Source organism: Paenibacillus sp. UMB4589-SE434 (assembly GCF_030226685.1).
Classification (GTDB): domain Bacteria; phylum Bacillota; class Bacilli; order Paenibacillales; family Paenibacillaceae; genus Paenibacillus_B.
Genome location: NZ_JASOYK010000001.1, coordinates 803,555 through 822,968 on the forward strand (window position 1 = coordinate 803,555; position 19,414 = coordinate 822,968).

1 protein-coding gene is annotated in these 19,414 nt (G+C 48.4%); it reads left to right on the plus strand.

Annotated elements, in window-relative coordinates; genetic code table 11:
• Positions 1 to 70 precede the first annotated feature (70 nt).
• Positions 71 to 19,309, plus strand: coding sequence for a non-ribosomal peptide synthase/polyketide synthase (locus QP775_RS03440; protein ID WP_285103614.1), 19,239 nt, complete (start codon positions 71 to 73; stop codon positions 19,307 to 19,309).
• The last annotated feature ends 105 nt before the right edge of the window (positions 19,310 to 19,414 follow it).

The following is a 19,414-nucleotide window of genomic DNA, read 5'->3' on the forward strand; positions in this document are numbered from 1 at the left end:
TGACTGCATGTACCCTGGGATAACAAGCTCTTTCACAGTTTTGCCCGATTAGAGAGGGGAGAAGATCAGAATGGCATTTGATAAAGAAATCGTTTTTTGGCAGGCAAAACTCGATGCTGAAGATACTCCTACGACACTACCATACAATAAGCCTCCAAGCAGCGAAGCAACTTCGTTTTATTCCATTTCAAACATATTGCCAGCCCATACTTCCCAACGAATTATCCAGATGGCACGGGGCTCTAACATGGCAATTTACATGATCTTGCTGGCAGGCGTTCAAAGTCTGCTGTACAAATATACGAATGAAGAAAAGATCGTTATAGGCATGCCGATCGTACCGAAAGTGGATGACACTAGGCGTCCGATCAACCATGTGGTCATCCTTAAAGATAAAGTGGATGTCGACACTACTTTTAAATCGTTACTTTCCGCACTCAAGTCAACGCTACCTGATGCTATACGTCATCAACATATCCCTTTTCGTATGATGACAGAACAGCTGCAATTACAAGCCGTAAACGCATTGCCTGTTGTAAATACGATGGTTGCTTTGAAAGAGATACATACCATAAGCTTCACACAACATGTCGTAGCAGACTTGTTGTTCCAATTTGAGCTTGAAAACGATCAAATTCTTCTAAATGTAGTCTACAACGAGAACGTCTACTCTTCAGACTTCATTGCACAGATTATCAACCACTTACAGCACGTATTCACTGCAGTATTGTCCGATCCGGAACAGAAGCTGAGTGAAATGTGCCTACTCTCGGAGCTAGAAACCACAAAGCTGTTATTTGAATTTAATGATACGTTTAAGGAAAATACGCGCGAATATACAATTCACCAATTGTTTGAGGAACAAGCAGAGCGCACGCCAGATGGGGCTGCTGTTGTATATGGTCAGCAACAAATGACTTATCGAGAGTTAAATGAGCGGGCGAACAAGCTAGCCCGAACATTACGTGCAGCAGGTGTAGTGCACGATCAATTAGTTGGTATCATGGTCGAACGTTCGCTGGAAATGATGGTGGGTATTCTGGCCATTATGAAAGCAGGCGGAGCTTACGTGCCAATTGATCCCGAATATCCGCAAGACCGCATTCACTACATGTTGGAGGACTCAGGCGCGCAAGTACTTTTGCTGCAGGGTCATCTGTGTGATCGTGTCTCTTACAACGGTCGTATCGTGGATGTGAATAATGAAACCAACTATGATGTGGACGGTACCAATCTTGCAAATGTTGCGGACCCGACAGATTTGGCCTATGTCATATATACATCAGGAACGACTGGCAATCCAAAAGGGGTTATGATCGAGCATCAAAACATAGTCAATGCATTGCTGTGGAGGAAGCAATTTTATGCACTGGATACTGCTGATCGAGTGCTGCAATTGTTCTCGTTCTCTTTTGACGGTTTTGTGATGAGTACGTTTGTATCCTTAGTGTCAGGCTCTAGCGTACATATGCTGCGAGAAGAAGAATCAAAGGACCCACTTGCTTTGAGTACGATCATGACAGACTCGGGTATCACACATTTTATTTGTGTGCCGAACCTGTACGGTGCGCTGCTTAATATCGTGAACGCAGAATCTGCCTCAACACTACGCAAGGTGACATTAGCTGGTGAGAGCGTCAGCCCATCACTTGTGGCCCGAAGCCAGCAGTTGCTTCCACACGTAGAATTATTTAATGAATACGGTCCGACTGAAAATAGCGTGGTGACTACGTGTTCCAGAAAGCTGGAGCAAAATCAGCCTATTACAATTGGTACCCCAATTTCAAATACGCAAGTCATTATCGTGAATGCACTCGGCCAGCTGCAGCCGTTAAACGTTCCAGGGGAATTGTGCATTGCGGGTCAAGGATTGGCCAGAGGCTACTTGAACCGCCCAGAGCTTACAGCTGATAAATTTATCGAGAACCCTTTTGCTCACGTGTATGGCGACCGTATGTACCGGACTGGCGATTCAGCCCGATGGCTGCCCGATGGCACGATCGAATATTTAGGACGCATTGATCATCAAGTAAAGATTCGCGGTTTCCGTATCGAATTGGGAGAAATTGAAGCTAGTTTCCTGAAGATAGATGATGTCAAAGAAGCCGTTGTAATTGCTCGACCAGATGACAATGGACAGCAAGCGTTGTGCGCCTATTATACAGCTGATCGCAACCTGACTGTAAACGAGTTGAGAACTGAACTAGCTGTTGGACTGCCTAGCTATATGATCCCTTCTCATTTTGTGCAGTTGGAGCAGCTTCCGCTAACGCCTAATGGCAAGCTGGATCGTAAATCTCTCCCTGATCCGTTGGATAGTATCGTAACTGGCACGGAGTACGTTGCGCCACGAACAGAACTGGAAGAGCTGCTTGTTCAAATATGGCAAGAAACTCTTGGTATAGCTGTAGTAGGCGTAAACGATAACTTCTTTGAACTTGGCGGTCACTCTCTGCGTGGTGCTGATCTCGCAAGCAAGCTGCATAAAGAGTTAGGTGTTAGTGTGCCGCTGCGTGAATTGTTCAGTTCTCCAACGGTTGCGGAACTTGCTCAATTGATAGGTGGTAAGGAGCAGCAGGAGTACAATGCAATTGCTCCAATAGAAGCGAGAGATTTCTATCCAGTCTCATCATCGCAGAAGCGGCTATATATTTTGCAGCAGCTAGAAGGTGCGGAACAGAGCTATAACATGCCAGGCGTCATGCTGCTTGAAGGCGAGCTTGATCGTGATCAATTTGAAGCTGCATTTCGTAAGCTGATCGCACGCCACGAGACGCTGCGTACGGGATTCGAGCTGGTAAACGGGGAGCCTATGCAGCGCGTGTACCGCGACGTTGACTTTGAAGTGGAGTATATGAAGGTTAGTGAGGCTGAGGCTGATCAGACTGTTCGTGACTTCGTTCGTGCATTTGATCTGCAAACACCGCCACTGCTGCGAGTCGGTCTGATCGAGTTGGCAAATAATCGACATATTCTTCTTTATGATATGCATCATATTATTTCTGATGGTGTGTCGATGGGGATCGTGGTGGAGGAATTTACCCACTTGTATGCAAACGAAGTGCTTCCTGAGCTGCGCATTCAATACAAAGATTATGCCGTATGGCAGCAATCAGCAGCGCAGCAGGAACGGATGAAGCAGCAGGAAGCATTCTGGTTGCAGTCATTCAGTGGCGAGCTGCCGATACTTGAAATGCCGACGGATCATATGCGGCCATCGATACAAAGCTATGAAGGTGATACGTTTGAATTTACGATAAAAGGTGAGATTGGCACGGCGCTGCAGCGTCTTGCGACAGATAACGGGACTACACTGTATATGGTGCTGCTCGCCGCTTACACTGTATTGCTGCAGAAGTATACGGGGCAGGAAGATATTATTATAGGAACTCCGAATGCAGGCAGAACACATAGTGACATGCAGCCGCTTATCGGGATGTTTGTTAGTACGCTCGCGATCCGCAATTATCCAGCTAAAGAGAAAACTTTCTTATCCTACCTCGAAGAAGTTACACAGAATGCATTACGTGCATTTGAGCATCAGGATTATCCATTTGAAGAGCTCGTTAACAAGCTTCAAGTCCCACGTGACATGAGCCGAAATCCACTTTTTGATACAATGTTCTCCTTGCAAAATGCAGCTGCAGGCAATGATTTCGAATTGCCGGGATTACAATTGAAACCCTATCCAAGCGAGCACAACATATCGAAATTTGACTTGACTCTGGACGTTGCTGAAGGGGCCGATGGATTTGCATGCAGCGTGGAATACGCAACTGCTTTGTACAAGCGTGACACCATCGTAAGAATGACGAAGCATTTTGTAGAGCTGCTTGATTCCATCGTAAACGAGCCTGCTACCCCAATCGCTGCACTTGGCATGTTAACCGATGAAGAACAAGCACAGATCCGCTTTGTTTTTAACGATGAGTCACCAGAGATACCCCAAGGAAAAGTGGTACATCAACTATTCGAAGAGCAGGCGGCACGTACACCAGATCATATCGCTGTAGTACACGAAGATGGACAACTTACGTATCGTGAGCTTAACGAACGTGCGAACCGATTGGCTAGGACGCTGCGCGGGAATGGTGTAGAGCCTGAACAATTGGTAGGTATTCTGGCAGATCGCTCATTGGAAATGATCGTGGGTATTATCGCGATCTTGAAATCAGGCGGAGCTTATGTGCCGATTGACCCGAAATATCCAGAAGATCGTATCCGCTATATGTTGGAAGATTCCAATGCGCGTGTACTTATTACGCAGCGACATCTCCAGGAGCGTATCACGTTTGACGGAGTATTGGTGATATTGGACGACGATGCATTTTATGATCAAGACGCTTCTAATTTGGAATCCCATAATACGCCTGAGCACCTAGCCTACATTATCTATACATCAGGAACGACTGGCAAGCCCAAAGGCGTCATGATTGAGCATAAACAATTAACGGTGTTAGCGCGTGCGTGGGAACGTGAATATCATTTGCGTGATGAAAATATTCGTTGGATGCAGTGGGCCAGCTTCTCCTTTGACGTGTTCTCGGGCGACCTCATTCGTGCACTTTTGCATGGTGGGGAACTGATTCTTTGCCCAGAGCAGGCTCGTGCAAATCCAGCAGAAATTTATCATTTAATCCATAAACATGGCATTCATATGTTCGATTCAACACCATCTCTTGTCATTCCTTTGATGGAATATGTGTACGAAAATAAGTTGGATATTAGCAGTCTGAAGCTTGTTGCTGTTGGTTCAGATTACTGCCCAACAGAAGAGTTCCAGAAGCTGATTGATCGATTTGGTTCACAAATGAGAATTATCAACAGCTATGGAATAACAGAAACATGCATAGATGCTTCCTACTATGAGCCTAAGACTCAGGAAATACCACGGACACTGCCTATTGGTAAACCATTGCCAGGGGTGACGATGTATATCTTGAACGACCATCATTCGCTTCAGCCGCTCGGCATTATTGGTGAATTATATATTGGAGGTCCTTGTGTAGGACGTGGATATTGGAACCAACCTCAACTGACAGCTGAGAAATTTGTTGTGAGTCCTTTCCATGATGGAGAGCGACTCTATAAGACTGGTGATCTCGCAAGATGGATGCCGGATGGGAATGTGGAATACTTAGGACGCATCGACCATCAAGTTAAAATCCGGGGGTACCGGATCGAAATCGGCGAAGTGGAATCTAAGCTGCTCAAGCTAGACATCGTGCGAGAAGCCGTAGTTGTAGCACGTGAAGATAGAAATGGTCAAAAAGCATTGTGCGCATATTTTGTGGCTGACAAAGAATTAACGGTCAGCGAGCTCCGAAATGCCTTGGCAGAAGAGCTGCCAACTTATATGATTCCGTCCTATTTTGTGCAGCTAGAGCGTTTACCGCTTACGCCAAATGGAAAGATTGACCGCAAGTCTTTGCCTGCTCCAGAAGGCAACGCACATACAGGTACGGAATATGTTGCTCCTCGTACAGACGTGGAAGCGGCGCTCGCAATCGTATGGCAAACTGTATTAGGTACAGATCGTATCGGGGTGCTGGATCATTTCTTCGAATTGGGTGGAGACTCCATCAAGTCGATTCAAGTGTCATCCCGTCTGCATCAGGTCGGTTATAAGCTAGAAATACGGGATTTATTTAAATACCCGACAATTACGCAGCTAGCTCCTCATATTCAAGCAGTCGGTAAGGTTGCAGATCAGGGAGAGGTGTCTGGTGAGGTTCCATTAACGCCTATTCTCGGCTGGTTCTTTGAACAGCAAATGGAAGACCCGCACCACTACAATCAATCGATCATGCTGCATCGCAGGGAGGGGTTCAACGAAGCGGCACTCCGCAGCACATTACAAGCGATCGTTACGCATCACGATGCATTGCGGATCGTGTTCCATCACTCTGATCAAGGCGAGCACACCGCCTGGAATCGGAAAGTAGGCGACGGCGAACTTTATAGACTGGATGTTCGTGATTTCACAGGCGATCCGTCCTGCAATCAAGCAATCGAAGCATTAGCAAATGAAATTCAAAGCGGCATCGATTTGTATGCTGGTCCATTGGTAAGGGCCGGGTTAATGCATGCTGACGACGGAGATCATTTGTTAATCGTGATGCATCATGGCGTCGTTGACGGTGTCTCCTGGCGCATTTTGCTGGAGGATATTGCATCAGGCTATGAGCAAGCGTTAAAAGGTGAAGTACTTCGTTTTCCTTCTAAGACCGACAGCTATCGTGTGTGGGCTGAACAGCTTGCCGCACATGCAATCAGTCCAGCAATGGAACGGGAATACACATACTGGGAGCAAGTAGAGCAGTCGAAGTCTGCCTCGCTTCCTAAAGATTATGATGCCGAACTATCCTATCAACAGGACAGTGCATCAGTAATCGTAGAATGGAACGAAGAGGATACCGAGCAGTTATTAAAGCATGTCCATCGTGCTTATAACACGGACATGAATGACATTTTACTGACGGCGCTTGGTATTGCAATGCAGAAATGGTGCCTCAATAGTCAGGTGCTTGTTACATTGGAAGGCCATGGGCGGGAGTCGATATTACAAGACGTTGATATTTCCCGTACAGTTGGCTGGTTTACAAGTGAATATCCCGTGCTGATTGAAGCGGAGCCAGATAAGGGTTTGTCCTACCAGATCAAAAAGACAAAGGAGAATTTGCGAAGCATTCCTAACAAAGGCATCGGTTATGGAATTTATCGATACTTGTCAGGCAAGCGTTCGGTTGTCAATACTTCTGTGGCCAAGCCGGAAATCAGCTTTAACTATCTCGGACAGTTTGATCAAGACTTGGCAAACAATGATATGGAAGTATCTCCTCATTCAAATGGTTCGGAAATGAGTATCCGTCAAGTTCGCGGTTACACATTGGATATTAATGGTATGATTTCTGGCGGTGTACTAATGCTGGATCTTAGCTACAGCAGCAAACAATATCGCCATGACACGATCGAACAGTTGGCGAGTCTGCTGCGTCAGACCTTACGGGATATCATCACTCACTGTACAACAAAGGACCGAGTAGAATTGACACCAAGCGACGTGTTGTTGGACGGTCTCAGCGTTGAGGATTTGGATCAGATTGTAGGTCAGACGAGCTCTATTGGAGAAGTTGAGGACATCTACATGTTAACGCCGATGCAAAAAGGCATGTGGTTCCATACGGCTATGGATCGACAGGCAGGCGCTTATTTTGAGCAAACTCGGTTTAACATCCAAGGTGAGCTTGACGTGCAGTTGTTTGCTAACAGTCTTGATTCGCTGGCGAAGCAGCATGCGGTGCTGCGCACTAATTTTTATAGTGGCTGGAACGGAGAACTATTACAGATTGTTTATCGAGACAAGCATCTTGGGTTTATTCATGAAGACCTGAGCGATATGCCGGAGCAAGAACGGCAGGTGCATGTTGAGACTTTGGCACAAGCAGATAAAGAACGCGGTTTCGATCTGGAACGGGATGCGCTCATGCGTGTGCTGGTTATCCGCACAAGCGACAACAGCAGCCATGTGATCTGGAGCTCGCATCATATTCTTATGGATGGCTGGTGCTTGCCGCAGTTGACGCAAGAGTGGCTGGAAACATATGCTGCTGCCGTACAGCAGCGCGAGCTCAAGCGAACTACGGTGCCGTCATACAGTCAATATATTGAGTGGCTAGGCCGTCAAGACAATGTAGCAGCTTCCCAATACTGGTCCGAGTATTTATCGGGGTATGACCAGCAAACGATACTGCCGCAAGGAAAATCACAAGTTCGCAGCGACGGATACACCACCGAGCATATTGTGTTTGAACTGGGCAAATCATTAAGCTCAAATATGAGTCGTGTAGCGAAAAAACACCAGGTAACGTTAAATACACTGCTGCAAGCCGCTTGGGGTATCATTTTACAAAAATATAATGGTACTGATGATGTGGTCTTCGGAGGTGTCGTATCGGGTAGACCGGCTGAAGTTGCTGGTATCGAATCGATGATTGGATTGTTTATTAATACAATACCGGTCCGTGTTTCCTGTGAAGCGGAAACGGACTTCGCCGGGTTAATGGAGCGGATTCAGGAGCAGGCGTTAGAGTCAGGTCGTTACGATTATTACCCATTATATGAAATTCAAGGAAGAAGTACGCAAAAACAAGATCTGATTAATCATATTCTCGTATTTGAAAATTACCCTATGGAAGAACAAATGGAGCAGGCAGGCGACGAGCGAGGCCAACTGATGATTACAGATGTACAAGTCGCTGAACAGACCAACTATGATTTTAATCTGGTTGCGATGCCTGGTGATGATATTATGTTCCGAATCGAATTTAATGCGAATGTGTATGACCGGGACAGCATGGAAAGGCTGCGAGGCCACCTCGTACATGTGCTTGAGCAAGTGACGGCTAATCCGCGTATTGCCGTAGGCGAACTAGAGTTGGCGACCGCTGATGAGAAGGCGGAGCTGATGAAGTCGTTTAACGATACGGCGGCCGATTATCCGCAAGATCAGACGATTCACCGGATGTTCGAAGAGCAAACAGCTCTGACTCCGGATGCGATCGCGGTTATGTTCGGGGAAGAGGAACTAACCTATCGAGAGTTGAACGAGCAAGCTAATCGCCTGGCACGAACGCTGCGTAACATCGGCGTGGTGCCAGACCAGATCGTTGGGGTGATGGCTGATCGTTCCCTGGAAATGATGGTGGGCATAATGGCCGTGCTGAAAGCAGGCGGCGCCTACGTGCCAATCGCACCGGATTATCCAGAAGAACGCATTCGTTATATGCTGGAAGATTCAAAAGCACAGGTGCTGCTCATTCAGGGCAGCTCGGGAGAAGGCCTTGACTTTGCCGGACGTGTCGTGCAATTGGATGACATTCACATGTACGATGCAGACGGCACGAACCTTGAATTGATCAATCAACCGCAGGATGCGGCATACGTGATCTACACATCAGGTACGACAGGTCGTCCGAAAGGCGTTATGGTGGAGCATACTTCCGTCCTCAATCGCCTGCTCTGGATGCAGAAGCGTTATGAGATCGGTGCGGAAGACACGATTATGCAAAAGACGGCGATTACGTTTGACGTCTCCGTCTGGGAGTTGTTCTGGTGGGCCTTTGTGGGCTCCAAAGTGTGCCTGCTGCCGGTAGGCGGCGAGAAAAATCCGGCGGTCATTCTGGAGACGATTGAACGTGAACGCATAACGACGATGCACTTCGTGCCATCTATGCTGCATGCCTTCCTTGAGCATGTGGAACAGCTGTCGCAGGCCGAGCGTGAGCGCAGCTTGCAGCCGCTGCGGCAAGTGTTTACGAGCGGCGAAGCGCTGCTCGCATCACAAGTCGAGCGCTTCCAGCGCTTCATTGCACCCGTGAATGGGGCAAGGCTGATCAACCTGTACGGACCGACGGAAGCCACCGTCGACGTCACGTACTTTGATTGCGAAGCTGGCCAGCCATATGTGAGCGTGCCGATCGGCAAGCCGATCGACAATACACGGATCTATATTGTAAGCGAACAAAATCAGCTGCAGCCTATTGGTGTGGCGGGTGAGCTGTGCATCGCGGGCGTGGGACTGGCGCGCGGCTACTGGATGCGGCCGGAGTTGACGGCTGACAAATTTGTGACGCTGCCGTCTATGCCAGGTGAGCGCATGTATCGCACAGGCGACCTTGCACGATGGCTGCCTGACGGCAACATTGAATACTTGGGTCGCATTGACCACCAAGTGAAAATACGCGGATACCGCATCGAGTTGGGCGAGATCGAGACACAGCTGCTGCAAGTCGAGGCGGTACGCGAGACGGTAGTCGTTGCTCGGGAGGACGAGAGCGGACAGAAGTCGCTCTGTGCTTATTACGTCGCAGAGGGTGAGCTGACGGTAGGCGAGTTAAGAGCGGCGCTGGCAGAGGAATTGCCAAGTTATATGATTCCGTCGTACTTTGTACAGCTGGAACAGATGCCGCTTGCACCTAATGGCAAGCTGGATCGCAAATTGCTGCCTGCTCCTGAAGGAAGCTTGCATACAGGCGCGGAGTATGTTGCGCCGCGAGTTGATATGGAGAAGACGCTTGCGACTGTATGGCAAGCTGTATTGGGCATCGAGCGAGTTGGTGTGTTGGATCATTTCTTTGAACTAGGTGGCGACTCCATCAAGTCCATTCAAGTGGCATCTCGACTGCAGCAAGCGGGCTATAAGCTGGAAATTCGGGACTTGTTCAAATACCCGACAATTGCGCAGCTGCAAGCACATTTGCAGCCAATCAGCAGATTGGCAGATCAAGGCGAAGTAACAGGTTTAGTTCCATTAACCCCAATTCAACATTGGTTTTTTGAGCAAAATTTTGCTGAATCACATCATTTCAACCAGTCAATCATGTTGTTCCGCAAAGAAGGTTTTAATGTTACAGCGCTTCGTGCAGCACTGAATAAGCTGGTGGAGCATCATGACGCTTTGAGAATCGTCATACGAAAGACAGCTCAAGATGGATATGCATCTTGGAACCGTGCAATTGCAGACGGCAACCTGTTCGGTCTGGAAGAGGCTGACGTTACACAGCTGGCCGATCCTGGTGCAGCCATTGAAGCAAAGGCTAATGAGATTCAAAGCGGAATGAATCTGGAAGCTGGTCCGCTTGTGAAAGCAGGTTTGTTCCACGGTACGGATGGAGATCATTTATTGCTAGTCGTCCACCATATGGTCATAGACGGCGTGTCGTGGCGGATCTTGTTGGAGGATATCGCATCTGGTTATGAACAAGCTCAAAAGGGTGAAAGCATACGTTTTCCAGTAAAAACAGATAGCTTCCAGATCTGGGCGGAGCAGCTCGCTGCATATGCGAATAGCCCATCCTCAGAAAAAGAACGCGCATACTGGGAGAGTATCGTAAAAACAGAAGTATCTTCGTTATCTAAAGACTTCGAGGTCGAACGGACATTCCAAAGGGACACCGAATCCGTTGTTGTGGAATGGAACAAAGAAGATACAGAGCAATTACTGAAGCAGGTACATCGTGCTTATAACACGGACATGAACGATATTCTGCTGACAGCACTTGGGATGGCCGTTCAGCAATGGCGTGGACTTGAGCGTGTGCTTGTAGCTCTTGAAGGTCATGGTCGTGAGTCCATTCTGGAAGATGTGGATATTACACGTACGGTAGGTTGGTTTACTAGCGAGTATCCGCTCCTTTTAGAGACTGAACCGGGGAAAATGCTGGCCTATCAGCTAAAAAAGGTAAAAGAGGATTTGCGCCGGATTCCAAACAAAGGAATTGGGTACGGCATTTGCCGTTACTTATCTGCCGGTGATGAACAACTATGGGCGGCAGCTCAGACGCCTGACATTCGATTTAACTACCTTGGACAATTCGATCAGGATCTGCAGAGCAACGAGTTGATTGTATCGCCGTATTCCAGCGGTTCGGATATTAGCGATGAACAAGCACGTAAGTATGCATTGGACATTAACGGCATCATTACAAACGGCGTCTTATCGCTTGATCTCAGCTACAGCGGCAAAGAATTCCGCAAGGACACGATGATTGAGCTGGCAGCTTGCTTAAAATCATGCTTGCAGGACATTATTAACCATTGCACAGCGCAAGCACGTCCAGAATTAACACCAAGCGATGTGCTCCTGCAAGGGCTGAGCGTTGATGCTTTAGAGCAGCTGACGGAGCGTATGCAGCATACTGGTCATATTGAAAATATATATACACTGACTCCAATGCAGAAGGGCATGTGGTTCCACAGTGCCATGAACAGTCAAACAGGAGCGTATCATGAACAGACTCGGTTCACGCTCGAAGGTGAGCTGGATGTAGATTTGTTCGCCAGAAGCTTGCAAACATTGGCGCAAAGTCATGCTGTGCTGCGTACGAATTTTACTAGTGGACCGCTTGGTGAACCTGTACAAATCGTGTTTAAGGAAAAAACGCTTGGCTTCACTTTTGAAGACATACAAGACCTTGGTGAAGAAGAACAAAAGGCATACATCCAAGCGATGGCAGACCAAGATCAGGCGCGAGGATTTGATCTGGAGCGTGATGCACTATTACGTGTATCCGTTATACAAATGAATGAAGTAAGTTATCAAGTGCTATGGAGCTCACACCACATATTGATGGATGGTTGGTGCTTGCCGCAGCTTACACAAGAGCTGTTTGACACGTATGCCGCATTCGTGCAGCAGCAACAGCCAGCTCAGTCAACAGTTCCTGCGTACAGTCACTATATCGAATGGCTGGAAAGGCAGGACAAAGAAGCGGCTTCTGCGTATTGGTCCACCTATCTGGGAGATTACGATCAGCAGACAGCCCTTCCGCAAGAAACTACATCGATTAGAAGCGAGGCCTACGTCGCAGAACAACTGAGCCGTGAATTGGACGCATCACTTAGCAAAGCGATCAGTCGGGCAGCCAAGCAGCATCAGGTGACGCTGAACACCTTGCTGCAAGCCGCATGGGGTGTCATTTTACAAAAATACAATGGCACTAACGATGTGGTCTTCGGCAGTGTCGTATCCGGTAGACCTGCGGAAATAACAGGTATCGAGTCGATGATCGGATTGTTTATCAATACGATACCAGTTCGTGTGAGATCCAATGCAGACGACAGTTTTGCCGAACTAATGGGACAATTGCAGGAACAAGCTCTCGAATCCGGTAAATTTGATTATTATCCATTGTATGAGATTCAAGCACGTACGGTACAAAAGCAAGATCTAGTTAGACAAATTATGGTGTTCGAAAATTATCCGATGGATGAGCAATTGGAGCAGGCAGGCGGCGACGAGCGTGGCGTGCTGGCCATTACAAACGTTGAGGTGGAAGAGCAGACCAATTATGACTTCAACGTGATCGTCATTCCAGGCGAGGAGCTTTCTTTCCGGTTTGATTACAATGCCAATGTGTTCAGACATGCGGACATGGAACGGCTGATGGGTCACTTGCTGCACATTCTGGAGCAGATTGCGGCTAATCCACACATTTTAATTAGTGATCTGGAATTAACGACCGCACCAGAAAAGGTAGAGATTATTGACACCTTTAACGCTACAGTAACAAATTATCCACGTCATACTGCGCTGCATCGATTGTTCGAGGAACAAGTTCAACGAGTACCAAATGCGATTGCTGTTTCGTTTGATAACCGTGTTTGGACTTATCATGAATTAAACGAACGGGCCAATCGCCTTGCGCGGACGCTGAAGTCGCAAGGGGTAACAACCGACCATTTGGTAGGCCTAATGGCAGAGCGTTCCCTTAATATGATTGTCGGTATATTGGCTATCTTAAAGGCCGGCGGTGCTTACGTGCCTATCGACCCAGAATATCCGGAGGAACGCATTCGCTATATGATCGAAGACTCCGGTGCTCAGCTTATGCTGACGCAGCAGCATCTTGTAGATAGAGTCCCTGGCATAAGCAGGATCATTGTGCTTGATGACGAACTAGCGTATGACGCTAATGGAACGAATCTGGAAGGAAGCAGTGATGCGACAGATCTGGCATACGTCATCTACACGTCAGGCACGACGGGCAAGCCTAAAGGAAATTTAACGACTCACCGCAACATCGTACGGGTAGTAAAAGGTGCAGCATATATGAGCATTTCTGAGCAAGATCATGTCTTGCAGTTATCCAGCTATGCTTTTGACGGTTCAACGTTTGACATATTTGGTGCGCTGCTGAACGGAGCGAAGCTCGTTTTGATCCCGCAAGAGATACTGCTGGAAGTTCGAATGCTGGCCGATTTGATAGAGCGTGAACGGATCTCGGTTATGTTTATCACAACTGCGTTCTTTAACGTATTGGTTGATGTCAATACTGCGTGCTTGCACCACCTGCGTGCTATTTTGTTCGGTGGGGAGCGTGTATCTGTTAGTCACGTTCGCAAAGCGCTCCGTCATCTTGGACCGGGAACGATTAAGCACGTGTATGGCCCAACGGAGAGTACGGTCTTTGCGACCTGTTATGACGTCTATGAAATGGAAGATCAAGCGGTTACGGTTCCGATTGGAGGCCCTATCAGCAATACCGCCATTTACATCGTAGATAGCAAGAACAAGCTGCTGCCAGTCGGAGTAGCTGGGGAATTGTGTGTGGCGGGCGATGGCTTGGCCCGTGGGTATTTGAACCGAGCTGATTTGACGGCAGAGAAGTTCGTCGAGAATCCGTTTGCAGCGGGTGAAAGAATGTATCGAACAGGGGACCTGGCGAAATGGCTTCCAGACGGTTCAATCGAATACGTAGGACGTATCGATCAACAAGTGAAAATCCGCGGTTATCGGATTGAATTGGGTGAGATAGAAGCCCAATTGCTTGATGTGCCGGCTGTACATGAAGGAATTGTTGTCGCAAGAGAGACCGACACTGGTGAAAAGCAGCTTTGTGCTTATTTCGTGGCAGAGCAGCCAATTTCTGCAAGTGAACTGAAGGCTATTCTTGGACAAGAACTGCCTGCCTATATGCTGCCATCACATTTCATCCAATTGGATCGCCTACCGCTGACACCTAACGGCAAGGTAGATCGCAAATCGCTGCCAGCACCGGAAGAGCATATGCACGCTGGGACAGAACATGTTGAACCGCGTACGCCGCAAGAGGCACAGCTTGCTCGTATCTGGAAAGAGGTGCTCGGGTTAACGACCGTTAGTATGACAGACCATTTCTTTGAGCTTGGCGGACACTCTTTACGCGCAACTATTTTAGTCAACAGGCTGCATCAAGAGCTTCAGCTTGAGATGCCACTACGCGAAGTGTTCCAGTACCCAACGCTCGAAGCGATGGCTGAGCGTTTGACTATAGCAGGACAGCACACATATGTGAGCATACCGGTTGCACAGACCAGTGCATACTATCCTGTTTCATCCGCACAGAAACGGCTCTATATTTTACATCAGTTGGACGGAGCTGAACTGAGCTATAACATGCCTAACATTATGCTGCTAGAGGGAGCACTGGATCGTAGCCGCTTTGAAGCTGCTTTCCATGGACTAATCTTACGGCACGAAACGCTGCGGACTGGCTTTGAATTGGTAAATGGCGAGCCAGTACAGCGAATAGCTGAAGAAGTGGAATTCGCAGTCGAGTATATGGAGGCTAGCGAAGAGGAAGCCGCTGAGCTTACACGCTCATTTATAAGCTCGTTTCAGCTGGAGCAACCACCGCTGCTGCGGATCGGACTCATTAAGTTGTCAGAGCATCGTTATCTGTTGATGTTTGACATGCACCATATTATATCCGATGGAACTTCGATGGGAATTCTAGTGAATGAATTTGTTCGCTTGTATGGCGATGAGGATCTGCCGTCACTGCAAATCCAATATAAAGATTACGCTGTGTGGCAGCAATCGACCGTGCAGCAAGCGCAAATGAAACAGCAGGAAGCTTACTGGCTGCATACACTTGCAGGGGAAATTCCAGTACTCGAACTGCCAACCGATCACATTCGTCCAGCGACACAAAGCTTCCGCGGAGATCTGCAGCAGTTCGTACTTTCCCCAGAGAAGAGCGAAGGCTTGCGGCAGTTGGCCACGAACTGTGGGGCGACCATGTATATGGTATTGTTGGCGGCATATACCGCTTTGCTGCATAAATACTCAGCACAAGAGGATATCATCGTCGGCACACCGATTGCAGGGCGAAATCATGCAGATCTTCAGCCGCTGATGGGTATGTTTGTGAATACACTAGCCATTCGCAGTTACCCAGCCGGCCATAAATCATTTATATCCTATTTGGATGAAGTGAAAGAATCGACATTAGGCGCCTTTGAAAACCAGAACTATCCCTTCGAGGAACTGGTAGATAAAGTCCAGGTTGTACGAGACATGAGTCGTAATCCTGTGTTCGACACGATGTTTATTTTGCAAAACGCAGAGCTAGGCGATATGAACATCCATGGACTGAAGCTGCAGGCGGTTCAAAATGAACATACGATCTCGAAATTTGACCTAACATTCCAGGCTGAAGAAGCAGATGCGGAAATCATATGCAGCATTGAGTATTCAACGGAACTATTTGAGCGTGAGACGATTGAACGGATGATAGGGCACTTTAAGACCTTCATTGACGCTGTGCTGGATAACCCGCAAGCACACATCTCGTCGCTGGCGATAGTAACCGATGCAGAGAAGCAGCAATTGCAAGCAGCATTTAATAACACCGCAATGGCGTATCCGCGCGACAAGACGGTGCACGAGTTGTTCGCAGGACAAGTGGAGCGCACACCTGACGCGCCGGCCGTTGCTTTTGGCAGCGAGCAGTTAACTTATCAGCAGCTGGAGCGGAAGGCGAACCAGCTTGCGCAAACGCTGCAAAAGCGTGGAGTAGCGGCCGAGCAGCCCGTTGGCATTATGGTGGAACGTTCGCTGGAGATGGTGGTTGCCGTATTGGCAGTGCTAAAAGCAGGAGGTACCTTCGTCCCGATTGATCCAGAGTATCCAGAAACGCGTATCCGCTACATGCTGGCAGACAGTGGGGCGAAGCTGGTGCTGACGCAAGCGTCACTGTTCGAACTCGTTCCAGATGAAGTCGATAAGCTGGATGTACACGCTGCGGGGAGCTACACGGGAACAGGTGCAGCAGTGCGTAATGTCAACGAAGCTGCTCATTTGCTCTATATTATTTACACATCAGGAACGACCGGCAACCCAAAAGGGGTTATGCTGGAGCATCGCAATATGGTCAATCTGCTCTACTATCAGCAGCACGGAACGACCATTCCAATGCCTTCCCGCATTTTGCAATATGCTTCTAACAGCTTTGACGTGAGCTACCAAGAAATATTCTCTGCCCTACTGTTCGGCGGCTGCCTGTACATGGTAGATAACGAAGTACGCAAAGAGCCGCTGCGGTTGTTCCGAGAAATCGAGCAGAACCACATCAACGTGCTGTATCTGCCGGTGGCGTTCTTGAAGTTTATTTTTGCAGAAGCAGAATGGGCAGAGGCTTTCCCTGACTGCGTCGAGCACATCATTACTGCCGGTGAACAATTAGTCGTCACGCCGCAGGTACAAGCGTGCTTGCAGAAGCAGGGCATCAGCCTGCACAACCATTATGGCCCGTCGGAGACACACGTCGTGACCACCCATACAATGCAGCCTGAAGACATCGCGGTGGGTCTGCCGCCAATAGGCAAACCTGTGGCGAACACACATATTTACATCGTAAATGACAGCTTCGAGCAGCAGCCAATCGGGGTCGCAGGAGAGCTGTATGTATCAGGTGATTGCGTAGGTCGCGGCTATTGGGGACGCCCAGATTTGACGGACGAGAAGTTCCTTGCTAATCCGTTTGCGCCAAGCGAACGGCTGTACAAAACGGGGGATGTGGCCCGCTGGCTGGCTGACGGCAGCATTGAATATATCGGCCGCAGCGACCATCAGGTGAAGATTCGCGGCTTCCGTATCGAGCTTGGCGAAGTGGAATCCCAGCTGTTAAGCGTGGCGTCGGTGCAAGAGGCAACAGTCCTTGCACTGGAAGACGAAGCGGGACAGAAGCAGCTATGCGCGTATTTCACGGCTGAGGGTACGTTAACGGCAGGAGAGCTGCGGGCAGCGCTGTCGCAGGAACTGCCAGGATATATGATCCCGTCGTATTTTGTACAGTTGGATCGACTGCCTTTGACACCTAACGGTAAGATTGATCGCCGTGCACTGCCAGCACCGGAAGGCGGCGTGCAGACCGGAGCGGAATTCGTGGCGCCGCGTACAACGACGGAGTTACAGCTTGCACGCATTTGGCAGGATGTGTTGGGCTTGAACCGCGTAGGTGTGAAAGACAACTTCTTTGAGCTAGGCGGTCATTCACTGCGAGCGACCACTTTGGTGAGCCGACTCTACAAAGAGATGAACGTTAACTTCCCACTGCGCGGGGTGTTCCAGCATCCGACAATTGAGGAGATGGCACAAGCTATAACAGGCATGGAGCAGCAGCAATATGCGGCTATTCCGTTGGCGCAAGAGCAAGCCTATTATCCGTTATCGTCAGCACAGAAACGATTGTATATTTTGAGCCAGCTCGAAGGAGCGGAGTTAAGCTACAACATGCCAGGCGTGCTGCTGCTTGAAGGTCCGCTGAACCGCGATCGCTTCCAAACAGCATTCCTGAAATTAATTGCGCGGCATGAGACGCTTCGGACGGGCTTCGAAATGGTCAACGGTGAGCCCATGCAGCGAGTACATCGAAATACGGAGTTTGCAATTGAGTACAAGCAGGCTGCAGAACAAAACGCTACCGAGACAGTACTTGGCTTCATTCGGGAATTTGAGCTGAATAAGCCTCCACTTTTACGTGTTGGCTTGATCGAGCTGACAACGGAACGCCATATTCTCATGTTTGACATGCACCATATTATTTCCGATGGGGCATCCATGAGTAACTTGGTGGATGAGTTTACGGGCTTGTATGCGAATGAAGAACGGACGCCGCTGCGTGTGCAGTACAAAGATTATGCTGTTTGGCAGCAGTCAGACATGCATCGCAATGAACAACAGCAGCAGGAAAGCTACTGGCTGCAAATGTTAGAAGGCGACTTGCCAGTTGTAGAGCTCCCAACGGATTATGACAGACCTTCGGCCCGCAGCTTCGAGGGTGATCAAGTCGAGTTCGAGATTGATCCGGTTATCACACAGCGGTTGAATCAACTGGCAGCTAATCATGGAAGCACATTGTACATGGTGTTGTTGTCTGCTTACTCGATCTTGCTGTCCAAATACAGCGGCCATGAAGATATTATTGTGGGTACACCGGTTGCTGGTCGTAACCATGCTGATTTGGAGCCTTTAATCGGGATGTTTATCAACACACTTGCCATTCGTAATTATCCAAACCGGGACAAAACATTCCAAACTTTCCTCGCGGAAGTCAAGGAAACGACATTGGGCGCGTTTGAGCACCAAGACTACCCGTTCGAAGAGCTTGTTGAACGACTGAACTTGCAGTGGGAGCCTAATCGCAATCCGATTTTCGATACTATGTTTGTCTTACAGAATACCGAGGAGCGCGGGGGTTACATTGATCAATTAACGATTTCACCATATCCGATTGATAATGGAGTAGAGGCGAAATTTGATTTGACGTTGTCCGTGTCCGAAGAAAATGATGTCATCAAAGGCAGCTTCTTGTATGCGAGCAAGTTATTTAAAGCGGCTGGCATTCACCGCATGATGCGTGATTATGTTGCTGTACTGAGCCAAATATGCGAAAATCCACAAGTTCAGATCAAAGATTTGAACTGTGGAGAGCAGAGTGCAGGCAAAACAAGCTCGGTTGAAACGATACAATTTGCGTTTTAACCTGCCTTAGATTTATTGAACTACTCATTTAACGGGGGTGTCTGTTCTCACCAGAGGCACACACTCCCGCTTTATTCCATACATCAGATAGGATAGGAGAGGTTC